At 69.1% G+C, this 15,618-nt stretch carries 12 protein-coding genes, 1 tRNA gene and 1 pseudogene; 6 read left to right on the forward strand and 8 right to left on the reverse strand.

What is annotated here, in order from left to right; all coding sequences use genetic code 11:
- Nucleotides 1-6: 6 nt before the first annotated feature.
- From ACFW22_RS14090 to ACFW22_RS14120, 7 genes are all read right to left on the reverse strand, one after another.
- Nucleotides 7-987, reverse strand: a complete 981-nt coding sequence (locus ACFW22_RS14090; protein ID WP_386402957.1) for a hypothetical protein — start codon at nucleotides 985-987, stop codon at nucleotides 7-9.
- Nucleotides 987-2,417, reverse strand: coding sequence for a phage portal protein (locus tag ACFW22_RS14095; protein WP_386402960.1), 1,431 nt, complete (start codon nucleotides 2,415-2,417; stop codon nucleotides 987-989). The genes ACFW22_RS14090 and ACFW22_RS14095 overlap by 1 nt, the downstream gene beginning before the upstream one ends.
- Before the next feature lie 548 nt (nucleotides 2,418-2,965).
- Nucleotides 2,966-4,666, reverse strand: a complete 1,701-nt coding sequence (locus ACFW22_RS14100; protein ID WP_386402963.1) for a terminase large subunit — start codon at nucleotides 4,664-4,666, stop codon at nucleotides 2,966-2,968.
- Complete coding sequence (locus ACFW22_RS14105) at nucleotides 4,644-5,126, reverse strand: P27 family phage terminase small subunit (protein ID WP_386402966.1); 483 nt, start codon at nucleotides 5,124-5,126, stop codon at nucleotides 4,644-4,646. The genes ACFW22_RS14100 and ACFW22_RS14105 overlap by 23 nt, the downstream gene beginning before the upstream one ends.
- Nucleotides 5,127-5,595: 469 nt before the next feature.
- Entirely contained in the window at nucleotides 5,596-5,940 is a 345-nt protein-coding gene (locus ACFW22_RS14110; protein WP_386402969.1) for an HNH endonuclease, read from the reverse strand.
- A 42-nt stretch (nucleotides 5,941-5,982) separates the two neighbouring features.
- A tRNA-Leu gene (locus ACFW22_RS14115) sits at nucleotides 5,983-6,056 on the reverse strand.
- A gap of 807 nt (nucleotides 6,057-6,863) precedes the next feature.
- Complete coding sequence (locus ACFW22_RS14120; RefSeq protein ID WP_386402973.1) at nucleotides 6,864-8,660, reverse strand: recombinase family protein; 1,797 nt, start codon at nucleotides 8,658-8,660, stop codon at nucleotides 6,864-6,866.
- Between the two features lie 37 nt (nucleotides 8,661-8,697).
- On the opposite strand from ACFW22_RS14120, the pseudogene ACFW22_RS14125 reads away from it, so the two are divergent.
- Nucleotides 8,698-8,847, forward strand: a pseudogene (locus ACFW22_RS14125) (antibiotic biosynthesis monooxygenase); the annotation flags it as partial.
- Nucleotides 8,848-8,880: 33 nt separating this feature from the next.
- Nucleotides 8,881-9,366, forward strand: a complete 486-nt coding sequence (locus ACFW22_RS14130; RefSeq protein ID WP_386402977.1) for a GNAT family N-acetyltransferase — start codon at nucleotides 8,881-8,883, stop codon at nucleotides 9,364-9,366.
- Nucleotides 9,367-9,410: 44 nt separating this feature from the next.
- Here the strand turns inward: ACFW22_RS14130 and ACFW22_RS14135 are convergent, their stop codons facing one another.
- A complete protein-coding gene (locus ACFW22_RS14135; protein WP_386402980.1) occupies nucleotides 9,411-11,468 on the reverse strand; it encodes a DHA2 family efflux MFS transporter permease subunit in 2,058 nt (685 codons plus the stop codon).
- A gap of 145 nt (nucleotides 11,469-11,613) precedes the next feature.
- Here ACFW22_RS14135 and ACFW22_RS14140 point away from each other — a divergent pair, with 145 nt between their 5' ends.
- The 4 genes from ACFW22_RS14140 (at nucleotide 11,614) to ACFW22_RS14155 (ending at nucleotide 15,364) form a co-directional block, all read left to right on the forward strand.
- Nucleotides 11,614-12,813, forward strand: a complete 1,200-nt coding sequence (locus ACFW22_RS14140; RefSeq protein WP_386402983.1) for a peptidoglycan-binding protein — start codon at nucleotides 11,614-11,616, stop codon at nucleotides 12,811-12,813.
- 293 nt (nucleotides 12,814-13,106) lie between these two features.
- Nucleotides 13,107-13,775 carry an HAD family hydrolase gene (locus ACFW22_RS14145; RefSeq protein WP_386402986.1) on the forward strand — a complete coding sequence of 223 codons (669 nt, stop codon included), beginning with the start codon at nucleotides 13,107-13,109 and terminating at the stop codon, nucleotides 13,773-13,775.
- A gap of 277 nt (nucleotides 13,776-14,052) precedes the next feature.
- Nucleotides 14,053-14,703, forward strand: coding sequence for an HNH endonuclease family protein (locus tag ACFW22_RS14150; protein WP_386402989.1), 651 nt, complete (start codon nucleotides 14,053-14,055; stop codon nucleotides 14,701-14,703).
- Nucleotides 14,704-14,878: 175 nt separating this feature from the next.
- On the forward strand, nucleotides 14,879-15,364 hold the full coding sequence (locus ACFW22_RS14155) for a DoxX family protein (protein WP_386402992.1): 486 nt from the start codon (nucleotides 14,879-14,881) through the stop codon (nucleotides 15,362-15,364).
- Nucleotides 15,365-15,618 lie beyond the last annotated feature (254 nt).

Raw genomic sequence — 15,618 nt, forward strand, 5'->3', positions numbered from 1 at the left:
GTCCCCTCACGTGATGTATCCGTGTTTCCGGAGCATCGCTATTTGGTGCTCTCGGTCATCGCCAGCAAGTTTGAAAATGGTTTCCGGCATTAGCCGGGCTTCCTTTGCGCGCTCGTAGCGCCCGCCCCCGGGCACTTTCGCGAACGGTCCGAGGGACTTCCCGCCGATGCCGCGTTTCGTCGTCCCCTCCGTGGTCACCCGCAGCGGGCCCCGGCTCGTGGCTGCCGTCGACAGTCCGCGCCGAGCGTTCACGAGCTGCCCGAGATCGGCCCCGGCTTCCAGTGCCTTGACCCCTGCGGCGCCGAGCCGCTTCCGCTGGTCCTCGGGGCTCATCCGGCGGAAGAGTTCTTCCGGGGTGTCGGTCCCGCGCCACTCGGAATCCGTCATCGGTTCCATGCCGCAGTCACAGCGAGGGTGCCGACGAAAGCCGGTGCTGTAGCTGTACTGGCGCCCGGAAAGAACAATGCAGCGGGCACACGCGGGCAGCCGGACCACACGGACGTAGGACACGCACCGGGGCTCGGCAGCCATGGCGACCGACGTAGCGGCACGCGCCGTGTCGGCAACCGTGGTCGACACGAGCATGGCCATTTGGTTCAGCCCGACCAGGGATGCCACTTCCGCGGACGCTCCGCCGGCTAGAGCTTGAGCCGTGCTGATAGCCGGGACGTATAGCAGCGTGGAGAGCGGACGAGCGTCCGCGGCGAGCCCTGCGAGGGCGCCCGGGTTCAGCAGGCCGAGCGGGCCGGCTGCCGCACCCTGCGCGAGCATGGATGCGGTGACGAACGCTTGGGCCCCTGCCGCTGCGGTCATCTGCCCGGCGGTCACCGCGGCGAGGATCGCGCGGCCGGTCTCGCCGGACATGGCGGACAGGATGCGGTCCGGGGTCACGTCCCGCCACAGAGCTTGTACGGCGTCGACCACGCTGCGCGTGATGCTCTGGACTTCCGTGTAACGGGTCTGTGCGAGCGTCGCGGAGTCCGGCATTACGCGACGTCCGGCAGCTCGTCCGCGGGCTCGTCTTCGCCCTGGTCGTCCTCGGGCGGCTTCGGCCCGTACAGCGCGGCCACGTTGCCGCCGAGGATCGCGCCTGCCTGGTCGTCGCGCATCCGCTTCCACCGAGCTATCTCGTCCGGGGTGACCCCGGGGATTCGCTCCCACAGAGCCTCATCCGGCACGCCAATGCTCTTGAGCTTGACGAGCGCGTCCGAGTACTGGGAGTCCGAACGGAACTGCGGGTCACGCCAAATCACCGTGCCGAGCGCGAGGGCTTCGGCTCGTCCCCGCTCGCCGGCTGCGAGGGCTTCCAGCCGCATCACTTCGCGCAGCCCTGCGCCGAAGTGCCGTTGCCGCTCGGTCACTTTGGCCACTAGACCGGCTTCCGATGCGGCGAGGGCGTCCGCACTCACGTTGATGAGCTGCCCACTTAGGTACGTGGCGGGCGTGCGGGTCTGCGCCGCGATGTGCTCGACTGCCTTTGTGATAACCCTTAGGTAGTTGTCGAGATCGGCGGCGGAGAATTCGGCGATCGATGCGCCCTCTTTTTCCAGCCACAGCAGACGATCCGAGCGGAACTTGTCAATGGGCTCGTCTTCCTCGCCGACGACTTCGCCCGACTCGGGGTCAATGATCTCCCGAACGGGTCTGTCCATCCCGAGGATTGCCCGAGCGGGCAGAGCGAGACCGTCCGAAGCCGTGAGCAGGTGAGCCCACAAGGTATTAACGGAGTCCTGTAGCGGGAGCACGGTCACCAGCTCGGAGCGCGGCTTTCCGTGCAACCGTCCCCGGTTCGGTAGTTCCACCAGCGGGACAACCCCGAGCGGGTTCGGGATGTGCGAGGGCTCGCCCCGCGGAAGCCCGACGGTACGGCCGGTCCACTCGTGGCTTCGGCCCTTTCGCTGCCACCGATACACCATGTCCGGGGTGAACAGCGTTGCGAACTCCCACGTCCCATCACGCCACGCCTTTAGCCCCGCAGCGCGGAGCCGGCGGCGACCCGGGACGTACTCGACAATGGCGTTTGCCGCGTGCTCAAAGGTGATCTCGGTATTGATCCCGTCCGGCTTCCAGACCAGCGCGTAAGAGCGGCCCGTGATCAGCGCTTCCAGCAGCGCTAGGCCAATCTCTACGTCGCACTCGGACTTCCGCCATGCCGTCGCGGCTGCCTGGTCCACCGTGCCGTCTTCCAGCCGGAAGCCGAGCGGCATAAGCCGTTCCACCGTCGCGTCAGGGACCGTCGCACACCAGTTATCGGAAAAGTCCTTGAACAGTCCGCCCGTCTGCGCGCTGAACTCGGGCGACGCGAACAGCAGCGGTCGCTTTCCCTCGTACGCGTCGGACCACTTGCGGGTCTCGTTCTTCCGTCGCTCGATCTTCGCGCGGAGCCGGACCGTCATCTGTAGCGGGGTTTCGGCCACTCAGGCACCTCCAATTTCAGACACCAACGGGCACGCCGTGTCACGGCGCACGCACTTTCTGTTGGTTCGTCAGCAACGTGACACCGAGGGCGGGTTCAGTCGCTACCGTGGCACCAAGGGCGGCAGACGGTCTGTCGCCCTGCCACGAGTGCCTAGGAGGCACACGCATGATTAACGCCCCCTAAAAATTGGCGTAATGGAGGAGGGAGGCAACCTTGCCCCCGAATCCAAGTTGTCAATTAAAGGACGTGATCTATGGCAGACACCTAACGAATGGAGATATCCGAGATGAGTACACCCAACCCGACTACCGCCACCGCCCTGGACAAGATGGCAGTTATCTGCATCATCCTTGTGGCACTGGTCTTCGCTCTGATTGCGGGGATTATCGCCTTTGCCCTACAGGGGGCACTATGGGCGGCATTGGCTGCGGGCGGCGCTGCGCTAATTGCAGCGGCGACGTGTCTCCCACCCCTCGTTAAGATGTGGGTTCGGGGAATTTGACCGCACACTCAAGCGGGGTCTCGGGGAAACCCGGGGCCTCGCCCCTAAGCGCTCGCAGCGCGAGGACGTTTGAGCGGTCGGCGCACGTAGCCGTCAAGTGCCATGACCGCAGCGGCAATCCCGTCGATACGCGCGGACGACTTTCCGCGGTCCGGCTTCACCGGGCGCATGTTGTCGTTGCCGTCGCGGTACACCTCCACCACGCTCGCGTTCCAGCGGAGCACCGGGTTACCGCCGTGCCGTATTCGGCCCTCGCGCAACAGCCGTTCAAGTTCCTTGCAGCCCGGAGACATGCCTAGGTAGGTCTGCGCGACCGGAACGACGTCGACACCACGCGTCTTCGCCTCGATGCGCTGGACGAGCTGCCCGGCAAACATCCGGTCGTACGAAATCCGCTGGACGTCCAGCCGGCGACAGTCCGCGACTATCTGTTTCTCGATGGCGTCATAGTCGATCGCGTCGCCCTCGGTAAGCGTGATCAGCCCCTCGCGGGCCCACTGCCGGATGGGGACCTGTAGCTGTTGCTCTAGCTCGTCCGCCCGTTCCTCGGGCAGCCAGAACCGGGCCACTAGTTCCAGTTCCACACCGGGCACGCGGGATTCAACAGCGAGAACCCACGCCGACAAGTCGGAGACCGCGGAGAGGTCGACCCCGCCCCACGCTCGCCGATACCGAAACGTCTTGTCGTTCACGGGGCCGTTGTTCTCGTCCCACAGCGATAGCGGCAGCCACCGCGAAGCGGCCCGCATCCTTCGGTTGAGCGACAGACGACAGAACGTTGCGAAGTAACTCGGCGTCGACTTGGCTTTGTTCGCCTCACGACGCATGTACGCGAGCGAGGGAGACGCGCCGAGCCCCGGATTCGCCTTACGCCACGTGCTCTCTGCGAACGGGTCGTCTTTCTCCTCGGCAGCCCAAATCACGCCGTAGTGGCCCGGGTCCGAGACCACGGCGTCCGCGCATCGGCGCGTATACGTGTGCTTCTCGTCGTAAATGCTGCCCTCGGTACCCTCGTCAGCCGTCGTAATGAAGATGACCAACGGCTGATCTCGGGCGCCCGTGCCGGTCTCGATAGCGTCGATAAGGTCACGCCGCTTGTGCACGTGCACCTCATCCACAATCGCGCCGGACACGTTCAAGCCGTGGGCGGTCTCGGCGATCTTCGAGAGGGCTCGGAAGACACCGCCCGTACGCGGCACCCGTATAAGGCCCCGTAGAACCTCCACACGGCCCCGTACGGCCCGCGAAGTGAGCGCCATGCGCTTAGCGTCGTCAAAGACACGCTCGGCCTGTGGAAGCGAGCCAGCAGCCGCGTACACCTCTGCGCCGATCTCGCGGTCCGCGAGCAACAGCACCAGACCGATGCCGGACGAAAGCGTGGACTTGCCGTTCTTTCGCGGTACTTCGATCCACGCCGAGCGGATGACTCGCACCGCGCGGCCCAACTCCGGGTCATGGGCGAGCCATCCGAAGATTGGGGCGATTACCCACACGATCTGCCACGGCGAGAGCCGAAGCCGGGAGTTCCCCCACCGCCCCTTCGTGTGCTTGAACGACTGGATAGCGTCCACGGCTCGGCGAGCGGCTGACACATCGAAGTAGGCGCCCGGGGCGTCCGCGGCTTGTGCTGCCACCACCAGGGGCCGCGAGCGGCACGCGTCGGCTATCTCGTCCTCGGAGAGGCCGAGTTCGCGCAGTGCGTCCAGCGGGACGGGCAGACCGTCAGTCGAATACGTCTCCGTCATCATCCCCACCAAAGTCCGGCGGGGTGATCCGGGTTGCCGACGCGGGCGAAAGCCCAAGCTCACCCACCAGCGAGCGGAAGTGACTCCGGTACTGGTGGGCAATCGTCACCCACGGCGATTTCACGTTCCCGCGCTCTGTCTCGACTACCAGCCCCGTGCGGGAAAGCTCCCGCTCTGCCTGCCAGAGCCGAGCCACCGTTAGGCAGTACTCAATGGCCGTTTCGCGCTGCGAGTCGGTCAAGCCGGCTGCCACCACCAGGGCGGGAATCGTCCGGCGCCACACATCGCGAGCCTTGCCCCGCACGTCCTCGGCGGAGTCGCCCGGCAACAGCTCGTCCCAGTCCGGTTCGATCGGCTCGGCAGGGGCGAAGCGCGCACCCTCGCTGTTGCGGTCCGGGCGGAACGTGCCCTCGCGGACTGCCTGTATATGGGGCTTGGGCTTTTGCCCGGGTACTGCCATGGGGGTTCACCTCCACCGAAACGCTCTGATGAGCCATGCGAGTTTTTTGCCTCCCTGCCGTGCTTTCAGGGCTCGGGGAGGGGGTCACCCCCTGGTCGGGGGCTCGGGCAAGCGAGGACGGACACGCTCGGCAGCCCATCCGCCGGGCTGGTGCTTCGCGGTCTCGCGGTTGTGGCACGACGTGCACAGCGGACGCAGACGCGACCACGCATCGGGATCGGACACGCCACGTGCGACCAGCGAGCGACGCGACTCCGGGAAGTGGTCAGCCACCGTCGCCGGCTTCGTGCACAGCACGCACCACGGATGGGCGTAGAGGTAGCGGCGCCGGATGTTCGGCCACCGTCGCCCGTACGCGCTCGTCCCCGGTGTCTCCCGTAGTGCAGTCGCCTCACGCTCATGAGCGGCACAGCGTCCGCCACGGGCAGTCAGTTCGGGGCACCCGGGTACCGAGCACGGGGGGCGGGGTCTACGCGGCATGGGTACTGCCGAACTCGGTGCTGGTCTTGAGCTGGTGACAGCCCCGGCACAGCACTTGAACGTTGCCGTCCGTGTCGGTCCCTCCCATCGAGAGGGGTCGCACGTGGTCCACGTCCACGTCTGCCGCGGGGAAGTCGTCTAGACACCAGTCACACCACGCGGTCCCCTTCCGCTCGATGATCCGGCGGAGTCGTGCAGCAGCGTCGTTGCGGGCCGCTCGTCGTCGGCTCCGTGCTCGCCGTGTGCGGACGGTCGGTCGCCGCTCGTACGCGGTGTGGTGGGTCTTACAGCGGCCCCGATGGGTCGCCGGCTCGGTGCAGTCGATACAGCGCATGGCGCCCCCTCGATGTCGTCGGCCTGGTCGTCGTTCTCTGCGTGCCCGCCCCCGGACTCGAACCGGGAACCTTCGCGGTCTAAGCGCGACGCCTCTTGCCATTGGGCTAGGCGGGCTGGTGGTGCCGCGTGCCCACCCCGGGACTCGAACCCGGAACTCTGCGGCCGATATCCCGGACGAGCCGGGCCGGTACCGCGCACCTCTGCTCTGTTGGGTCAGGTGGGCTTGGTCGTCCTCGCCGGCGGGACCGGTCCGGACACGGTGGGGACCGCACGCGCTTACGACCCCTTTCGGCGCCCCCGGTCAAGGGGCGGTTACTCATGGGCGGTGCGGTCCCCGCGCTCTGCCTCACGACCCCTGCGGCCACCCCCGTAACGGCGGGGTGCGTGGTGCACGGGCAGAGCTGGTGTGAGGGCGGGCACTCGGTCCGCCGAGATCCCCCTTGGGGTGGGTGCGCGGTAGTCCCGCCCTCACTGTGTTGTGGGGACCAGCAGATTCCCGGCACCCGCCGTGCGGCGTGCTCGGTGGCTTCGTGCGGTCCCTCACTGTGTTGTGGGGACCAGCAGATTCCCGCGCCGTCTGTCCGGCCGCGAGCCGTGCCGCTCGGTCCCTCACTGTGGTGTGGGGACCACCGGATTCCCGAGGGCCGAGCATGACGGGATGGTGTTTCGACGGACGGTTTGGTTTTCTCCTTATTTTTTCTTGTGCATACGAAAAAACAGTCTGAACCGTCATACCGTCATGGCTCCGCCCGCTGGTCGGCCCCGCTGCGAGCACAGCAAAGCCCCGGCGGTCCGCGAGGGACTACCGGGGCTTGGCTAGGGCGGCACGGGTGTACTGCATTTCCGGAACGGGTTCCAAGGATGCGCCGTGCCTAGCCCGCGCTCTCCATACCGGCACGGGCTACGGCGAGGGTAACCGGCTTACGCAGCCGCAGTCACCCGCTCTTGACACGTCTCCACGAGCCGTGCAGAGCTACCCGGGGCCGGGGGTGCTTCGTTCCGCTTCATCGCTTCGTCGTCTCCCGCAGCAACGGCAACGGACTCCGCGGCAGGGTCCAGCTCCCCCGACATGGTGAAGTCCACCCGTCGGGTATCGAGCTTCCGCCACCCGCCCGAGCGTCCCTTGCGGACATCGAGCCGCACCCCCGCTTCCACCAGCATGGCCCGTCGCTCCTCGGTGGTCGCAGTGGCCCACTCGTCGCCGAACGTGCGTCCCGTGTGGGTTACAACCCGCTGCGGCTCCACCTTGTCGCGTTCTTCCAGCTCGGCAATCCGTGCGTCAAGCGCATCCGCCCGTTCCTGCCATGCGCGAGCGGCGTGCTTCGACTTCTGCCGCCCCTTCTGCTCCTGGTGCTCCTGGAACTCGGCGAGAGTGGCCTTTAGCTCGGGCTCGGGGTCGTAGCCGGGAACCTCCACAACCGTGGTCGTCTGTATGGAGCCGACGCGCCGAAGGAACTCGGCGGTTACGTAGTCGTCCACCCATGACGCGCGCACGTTGGTCGGCTGCGGGCAGACCTCACCGCGGGACTGCGGGCTACAGATATAGAAGGGGGCTTGCCGCGCCTGTACCCGCTCGCTGTCCCGCAGATACATGCGCCCGCCGCACCCTGCGCAGTGGATGACGCCGAGCAAGAGGGCCCGACTGTCGACGCGAGCCGTAAAGACAACCTTGTGGTGCCGGTCGTCCAGTACCTTCCCGATCCGGTCGAACTCTTCGCGCGTGAGGATGGGCGCAGTTGTGATCATGACCGGCTCGCCGGACTTGGTCCGTACCGGCTTCCCGCGGTGCATCTTCCATCCGATCAACACCGGGTTGCGCAACAGCTTCCCGATGTTGGCACCGGTCCACTTGCTTCGCTCGCGAGGACGTCCGCGAGAGTCGAGTACCTTCTCGTCCTTTACTCGTCCCTTCTTAATCGACCAGTGGTCCCGGGGGCTTGGGACACCTTCCGCGTTCAGAGCAATGGCGATTTGGTTAAGCGACGTCCCTTCCAGGAACTCACGGATGATCCGTTCAAGCACCTTGACGGCATCCGGGTCCGGAACAAGCGTCCAGCCAATCCCGCCGTGCTCCTCGGGCATGGGGACGGGCATGTATCCGTACGGGGGCGCCCCGCCACCAGCCCACCGGAGCGGCATCGCACGGAGTGCCGCTTGGGCACCGGCCACACGAGCACTGATGCTTTGTGCTTCGACCTGCGCCGCGAAAGCGAGCATGATCACCATGAGTTCGCTCATGGGGTCGAGCGGGTTGCGGAAGTCCAGAACCATCGGTCCGCCGCCGATGCCCTCGGCGAAGATGAGAACCTTCCGGTGGGTGCGAGCCCACTTGGCAAGGTCGTGCATGTCGCTCATGGACCGGATGGCACGGTCAAAGCGCCACCAGACCAGAGCGTCAAACTCGTCCGGCTTCGCGAGCCACGCCCCGAGCTGCGGGCGGTCGAAGGGACCAACCTTGGATGCTGATACGTCTAGGTCGACGGCTTCGCGAAGCTGGTCACCCTCGCCGAATCCGATGTTGTGTGCTGCCGCTGCAATGTCGCCGGCTTCGCGCTGCCGCTCCGGGCTGGTGGTCTCGTCGGTCAGTACGGACAGCCGAACGCAGCGAACGCCCCGGAGGGTTTCGGCGAAGACAGTGCCCGCTAGGGGGTTGCTGGTGGTAGGGGTCATGTCCCCTGTGGGGACCAGTACGTTCCGTTCCAACACCGTCGCCGTCATGGCTCTCCCTCAGAACACGCAGTTGCGTTCGTCGGGCTGGCGCAGCGAGGAGGACTTCCAGGCCTGGATGAACGGCTCTATGAAGGCCGCCCACCAGGGCGGTGAGGGCGGCGAGCGTCCGAAGCCCGCCGCATCGGGATCCACGCTGTGGTCGTTCGAGGTCGTCCAGCAGGCGGCGCCCCGGTAATTCGGGGGCGAGGCGGGTCATGCGGGTCGCAGAATGGCCCGCATGCCCTGGATCTTCTCCCCCGAACGCGTGGACACCCCGGACGCGACCTCGCTGCGCCGCGACTACTTCGGTGACGTCGCGGGCCGCTACTTCCGACGCCCCCTGGCGGAGGACGAGTACGACGAGGAGATGCTGAGCGAGGGTCTCGACCGACTCGCCCCGCCCTCCGGGGAGTTCCTCGTCGGCCGCCACGACGGGAAGGCCGCCGCGTGCGGTGGAGTCATCCTCCTGGACGCCGAGCGGGCCGAGCTGACGCGGGTGTTCGTGCGACACGCGTTCCGCGGGCTCGGCGGTGCCGACCTCCTGATGACGGGCCTGGAGGACGCGGCCCGGGCCCTCGGCGCGCGTCGAACGGTCCTCAACACGCGCCTCGACCTGGTCGAGGCGCGCGCCCTGTACGCACGGCACGGCTACCGGGAGATACCGGCGTACTGCACCGGCCCCTACATGGAGATCTGGTACGGCAAGGAGCTCTGAGCACCGGGCCGCGGACCGGTCCGGCACCGGCCGGCGCCGCCGGCTCAGACACGGTGGCCGCGGGGCGGCTCGGGCGCGGGGGGACCCTCGCCGTCCGAGCCGCTCAGTTCGGCCGTCAGCTCCTCCACCAGCTTCACCAGGTCGGTGGGCCGGTCGGGACCCCACCAGTCCCCGAGCAGCTCGGCCAGGGAGTCCTCCCGGGCCTTGGCGAGCACCGTCGCCGTCCTGACGCCCTCCTCGGTGAGGATCAGCTGCACCCCCTCCCGGGCCACCAGCCGTCGCTCCTCCACCTGCCGGGACGCCTCCGTGATCACCTGGAGGGGCACGGGGGTGGTCTCGGCGAGCAGGGAGGGCTCGACGGTGCCGTGGCGGCGGATCCGCAGCAGCAGCCAGCTCGCGGCCGGCACCAGGTCCAGCCCGGCCCGGGCGGTGATCTTCTCGTAGACCTCCTTCCGTCCCTCTCGGGAGCCGAGGACGGACAGGGCGCGGGCGCACTCGTCGTACGAGGAGCGCTCGACCGGGTTGGAGGCCAGGGTCTGGCTGGTGTCGGGGGCGGTGACGGAGCCGCGCAGCGGGTCCTCCGTGAGGAACCAGGCGATGACGAAGGCGACGAGGACGACGGGGGCCGCGTACAGGAAGACGTCGGTGATGGACGTGGCGTACGCGTGCAACACCTGGGGGCGCAGCTCGGGCGGCAGCGCGGCGATGGCGCGCGGGTCGGCGGCCACTTGCTGGGCTCCGGTGCCGGCCGGAAGGTCCGCGCCCGCGAACACGGCGTCGAGCGTGCCGGTGAGCCGATGGGTGAAGAGCGTGCCGAAGACGGCGACGCCGAAGGAGGCCCCGATGGAACGGAAGAAGGTGGCACCGGACGTGGCGACGCCGAGGTCCTCGTAGGAGACGGCGTTCTGCACGACCAGGACGAGGACCTGCATGACGAGCCCGAGCCCGGCGCCGAAGACGAAGAAGGTGGCGCTCATCTCCCAGGTCGAGCTGGTCTCCGTCAGCCGGTGGAGGAGGAGCAGGCCCAGGCCGGTGAGGGCGGTGCCGGCGATCGGGAACACCTTCCAGCGGCCGGTCCGGGACACGATCTGGCCGGATCCGGTCGAGGTGATCAGCATGCCGAGGACCATCGGCAGCATGTGGACGCCCGACATGGTGGGACTGACGCCCTGGACCACCTGGAGGAAGGTCGGCAGGTAGGTCATCGCACCGAACATGGCGAAGCCGACGACGAAGCTGATGACCGAGACGAGGCTGAAGGTCCGGATCCGGAACAGTGTGAGCGGCAGGACGGGTTCGGCGGCACGGCGTTCGACGGAGAGGAACCACACCAGGAGCACGGCCCCGAGCACGGCGAGTCCGATGATCTGTGCCGAGCCCCATGCCCAGGTGGTACCGCCGAGGGAGGCCACGAGGACCAGACAGGTGGCGACCGAGGCGATGAGGAAGGTCCCGAGGTAGTCGATGGTGTGCCGGGTGGAGCGCGCCGGGACGTGGAGCACCGCCGCGATCACGAAGAGCGCGACCACGCCGATCGGCAGGTTGACGTAGAAGACCCAGCGCCAGGAGAGGTGCTGGGTGAAGAGCCCGCCCAGGAGCGGGCCGAGGACGCTGGTGGCACCGAAGACGGCCCCGAAGAGGCCCTGGTACTTGCCGCGCTCCCGGGGCGAGACGAGGTCGCCGACGATCGCCATCGACAGGACCATGAGTCCGCCGCCGCCGAGGCCCTGGAGCGCGCGGAAGGCGATGAGTTGGGGCATGTTCTGGGCGAGGCCGCAGAGTGCGGAGCCGATGAGGAAGAGGACGATGGCGGCTTGGAAGAGCTTCTTGCGCCCGTACTGGTCGCCGAGCTTGCCCCACAGGGGCGTGCCGGCCGTGGAGGCCAGCATGTAGGCGGTGACCACCCAGGAGAGGTGTTCCATGCCGCCGAGCTCGCTGACGATGGTCGGCAGGGCGGTGGAGACGATGGTCTGGTCGAGTGCGGCGAGCAGCATGCCGAGCAGGAGCGCGCCGATCGCGAGGAGCAGCGTGCGACGGTTCCGCCCCTCCCCGGGCAGGGGGGTGTCACCGTCGTTCCGGGACGGGCGGGTGTCCTGGGCCATGGATTCTCCGTCTCCGTATCGTGGCGGGCTTCTCCATCCTGGTGCGAATGTCCGGTTATGGCCTGTGGAAAAGCACCACCGTTCTCCCACCTGACAGGGGCGGGCTGCATAATCGCTCGCAGTTGTATCGGGGAGGGGACCCATCATGACCGGACACGACTGTCCTGAATGCGGTGTACACAGACCTGGCTGCGCCTGCGCCCGGACGGCGGAGACGGCTGCGGCCGGGGACTTCGACCCGCTGCGGATCAGGCCGTACGTGACCCTGGACGCGGCCGAGGGGCCGGCGAGTCCGTACGAGGCCGGGGCCGTGCCGGCGCCGGCCCACGGGGCCGGCGGCGGCGCACACACGGCGCACCCGGCCGGCATGGCGGGCGCCGGGGGGTTCGAGGGGCCCTTCGGACCCGAAGGGGGCCCGACGATCGGCTGGCAGCAGCCCGCACCGTCGTCCGCGCACCCGACGGACGCCCCGACCACCCAGCTGGCCGCCGTCCCCCCGACGGACGCCCTCACGGCGCCGCTCCCGGCCGAGGTCCCGATCGGGGGGCAGCACGACCCGTACCGGACGGGCCTGGGCCCGGAGGCGTACCCGCCCGCCCCGACCCCCGGGCCGCAGCCGGGTCCCGTCGGTCCGGAGCCTCACCCCGGCGCCGGTGACGCCTCCGAGACGATGCCGCTGCTGCTGCGCGGGCTCGGCGAGGTACCGCCGGGCCCCCGCGGCGGCCGGGCCCGGGGCCGCAAGCGCGGCATGGCGGTCGCCTCGGTGGCCGCGGTCGCCGTGGCGGGCACCGCCGCCCTCGCGGCAGCCGTTCTCGGCGGCGCGAAGGACACCGAGGACCGGGCGGCCGTGCCCGAGGTGACCACGAGCGCGTCCCTGAACGTCGCCGTCTCGGAGGCCCCCTCCCCCTCCTCCGAGACCCCGGAACCGACCGCTTCCTCCCCGTCCCCGGACGAGACGTCCGCCTCGCCGTCCCCCTCCTCCTCCCCGAGCCCCACCACCGCGAGCCCCAGCGCGTCCGCCACCTCGGCGGCCCCTCCGACCGCCGCCCCCTCGGCGACCACGACGACCGCACCGTCAACGCCCCCTCCGTCCTCACAGCCGCCCCAGCCGACCGAGGAGGCCACGGTCACGCTGAGCATCGGCTCGTCGGGCGAGGAGGTGCTGGAGCTCCAGGCGCGACTGACGCTGGTGGGCGCGTACCGCGGCGCCGTGGACGGACAGTACGACCAGGAGGTCTGGCGCGCGGTGAAGACCTACCAGTCCTGGATGTACATCGAGGACGACCCGAGGGGCGTGTACGGCCCCCAGACGCGCAAGGCACTGGAGCGGAGCACCTGGCTCTAGTGGGCCGATGAAGGTCCCGTCCCTTGGTGTGCGGGGGGGCGGGGACCTCTCCCGCGACCCCGGACGCAGCGGCCGGCGACGCCCGTGCTGCCGGGGGGCCGGCGACCGCCACACCTTCCTCGCCGTGGCCCCCTTCGACGCGTTCCCGTGCACCCCGGAGCGGCGGATCGCGGGCCGGTTGGCCAAGAGGGCTCCCCGTTTTGTATCGTGAAAGAACAAAGTGGCCCCGCCCGCACTCCCTGACCGGTGGGCGGGACCGCTTCGTTCTCCGCGCCACCCCTCCTGGAGACCCGATGGCCGCCACCACCCCGGCAACGCTGACCGCCCGCGCCCTCCTCCTCGACATGGACGGCACCCTCGTCAATTCGGACGCCGTCGTCGAGCGCTGCTGGCGGCGCTGGGCAGAGCGGCACGGCCTGGACGCGACCGAGGCGCTCAAGGTGGTGCACGGCCGCCAGGGATACGCGACCATGGCCCTGCTCCTGCCGGACCGCCCCATGGCGGAGAACCACGCGGACAACCGGGTCATGCTGGCCGAGGAGACCGCCGATCTCGACGGGGTCGTACCGGTTCCCGGCGCCCCCGCCTTCCTGGCCTCGCTCGCGGGCCTCCCGCACGCCCTGGTGACCTCGGCGGACCGGAACCTCGCCGAGGCACGGATGGGCGCGGCGGGCCTGCCGATGCCAGAGGTCCGGGTGACCGCCGAGAGCGTCGGAGCCAGCAAGCCGGACCCGGAGGGCTTCCTCAAGGGCGCGGCAGCACTGGGCTTCGCCCCGGAGGACTGCGTGGTGTTCGAGGACTCGGAGGCCGGCATCCGGGCGGGCCGGGCGGCCGGCATGCGCATCGTGGGCGTGGGTCCGCGCGCGGCGGCCTTCGCGCCGGACGTGCACGTGCCCGACCTCGCCGGCCTGACGGTGGAGCCCGCGACGGACGGTTCGATCACGCTGACCGTGCTGCGGTAGCCGCCCCTCCCCTCCCCTGCGCGCGCCCGGACCTTCCGGTCGCGCGCATCCGCACGCCCGGGCACGTCACACCCGATGCATCACCCGCTCCTGAAGCACCCAAGAAATCTGCCGCTGCGTCAGATTGAACCCATCCCTTGATGTGACGTGTCCATGACGTCACCCTGTTACCTGGCACACCCCCCACGGAAACCTGGCGCCGCCACGATGACCGGGCCCACCCACGGGCGTCCACGGGACGCACCGCCAGGACGCCTGCCCCGACAAGGGAGTTCACATGCCCGTCCGCAAGGTCTACGCGCGTCAACTCGCCTCGCTCTCCGCCACCGCCGCCCTCACCGCCACAGCCCTCCTGGCCGGCACCCCGACGGCACAGGCCGCCATGCCCACCCCGGTCAGCGCCGCCACCGCACGCAGCTACCTGGCCACGCTCACGGTCAAGGCGGAGGGCTCCACCTCGGGCTACAGCCGAAGCCTCTTCCCGCACTGGATCACCCAGTCCGGAACCTGCAACACCCGCGAGACCGTTCTCAAGCGCGACGGCGTCAATGTCGTCACCGACTCCACGTGCGCAGCCATCAGCGGTAGTTGGTACTCGCCGTACGACGGGGCCACCTGGACCCTCGCCTCCGACCTCGACATCGACCACATGGTCCCGCTCGCCGAGGCATGGCACTCCGGCGCGAACTCCTGGACCACTTCACAGCGCCAGGCCTTCGCGAACGACCTCACCCGGCCGCAACTGATAGCCGTCACCGACAACGTCAACCAGTCGAAGGGCGACCGCGACCCGGCGGAGTGGCTGCCCCCGCGAACGACCTACCGCTGCACCTACGTCCGGGCCTGGGTGCACGTGAAGTACCACTGGAAGCTCAGCGTCAACTCCGCGGAGAAGAGCGCCCTCCAATCCGTGCTCAACGGCTGCTGACCCCGTCCGCCAACCCCACGGCGACGACCAGCACCGGAGGGCGCCCCGCCGCCCACCACGATGACCGAATGTTGAACTTGCAAGTACTGGTAAGGAGTGCCTAACCTTACGGCCTCATCGGTTTCCGTCCCCCACCCCGTCCACCGTGGACGGGGCCAGACCGAAGGAGTCCCCCGTGACCGACCCGAGCGCCACCGAAACGAGCGCCACCGAAACGAATCTCACAGGTCGTCTGCACCGGGCACAGCCCTACGCCCTCGGCCTCTTCCGCATCGTCACCGGGCTGCTCTTCGCCTGCCACGGCGCCGCCTCGCTCTTCGGCCTCTTCGACGGCGACGTCAAAACGGCCGGCAGCTGGCCCGGTTGGTACGCAGCCGTCATCCAACTCTGCACGGGCGTCCTGGTCATGAGCGGGCTCGGCACCCGGAGCGCCGCCCTCCTCGCCTCGGGCTCCATGGCGTACGCGTACTTCACGGTCCACCAGCCGGAGTCCCTCTTCCCCCTCCAGAACGGCGGCGAGAGCGCGGCGATGTTCTGCTGGGCCTTCCTGCTCCTCGTCTTCACCGGTCCGGGCGCCCTCGCCCTGGACGGCCTCTTCGGTTCCGGCCGTCCCACGGCACCGGATGCCCGGGAAGAACGGGGCACCCCGGTCGCGGCCTGACCCCGTCCGGGCCCGGCCCCGCACGAGGCCGGGCCCGGACCGTCGGGGGAAGGAGCGGGACCACACGGACCCGGACCGTCGGGGGAAGGAGCCCGTTCTCGACCCCCTCCCCCTTTGACTCCCGGCCCCTCGGCCCGCGCCCCTTCGCCCCCGGTGGGCGGGGCGGACCTCCCCCGCACCGCAGCGGACCTCCCCCGTCCCGCACCCGGCGGCGGTCGAGCCCCTGGCCCCGCGTAGGCTCTGGCCCTGTGAAT

The sequence above is a fragment of the Streptomyces sp. NPDC058872 genome, assembly GCF_042743065.1.
Lineage (GTDB): Bacteria > Actinomycetota > Actinomycetes > Streptomycetales > Streptomycetaceae > Streptomyces.

Bases quoted from the DNA above. Each gene is read 5' to 3' on its own strand.
- ACFW22_RS14090 (WP_386402957.1), bottom strand. From the start codon at position 987: ATGCCGGACTCCGCGACGCTCGCACAGACCCGTTACACGGAAGTCCAG.
- ACFW22_RS14100 (WP_386402963.1), bottom strand. From the start codon at position 4,666: ATGACGGAGACGTATTCGACTGACGGTCTGCCCGTCCCGCTGGACGCA.
- ACFW22_RS14105 (WP_386402966.1), bottom strand. From the start codon at position 5,126: ATGGCAGTACCCGGGCAAAAGCCCAAGCCCCATATACAGGCAGTCCGC.
- ACFW22_RS14110 (WP_386402969.1), bottom strand. From the start codon at position 5,940: ATGCGCTGTATCGACTGCACCGAGCCGGCGACCCATCGGGGCCGCTGT.
- ACFW22_RS14120 (WP_386402973.1), bottom strand. From the start codon at position 8,660: ATGACGGCGACGGTGTTGGAACGGAACGTACTGGTCCCCACAGGGGAC.
- ACFW22_RS14130 (WP_386402977.1), top strand. From the start codon at position 8,881: ATGGCCCGCATGCCCTGGATCTTCTCCCCCGAACGCGTGGACACCCCG.
- ACFW22_RS14135 (WP_386402980.1), bottom strand. From the start codon at position 11,468: ATGGCCCAGGACACCCGCCCGTCCCGGAACGACGGTGACACCCCCCTG.
- ACFW22_RS14140 (WP_386402983.1), top strand. From the start codon at position 11,614: ATGACCGGACACGACTGTCCTGAATGCGGTGTACACAGACCTGGCTGC.
- ACFW22_RS14145 (WP_386402986.1), top strand. From the start codon at position 13,107: ATGGCCGCCACCACCCCGGCAACGCTGACCGCCCGCGCCCTCCTCCTC.
- ACFW22_RS14150 (WP_386402989.1), top strand. From the start codon at position 14,053: ATGCCCGTCCGCAAGGTCTACGCGCGTCAACTCGCCTCGCTCTCCGCC.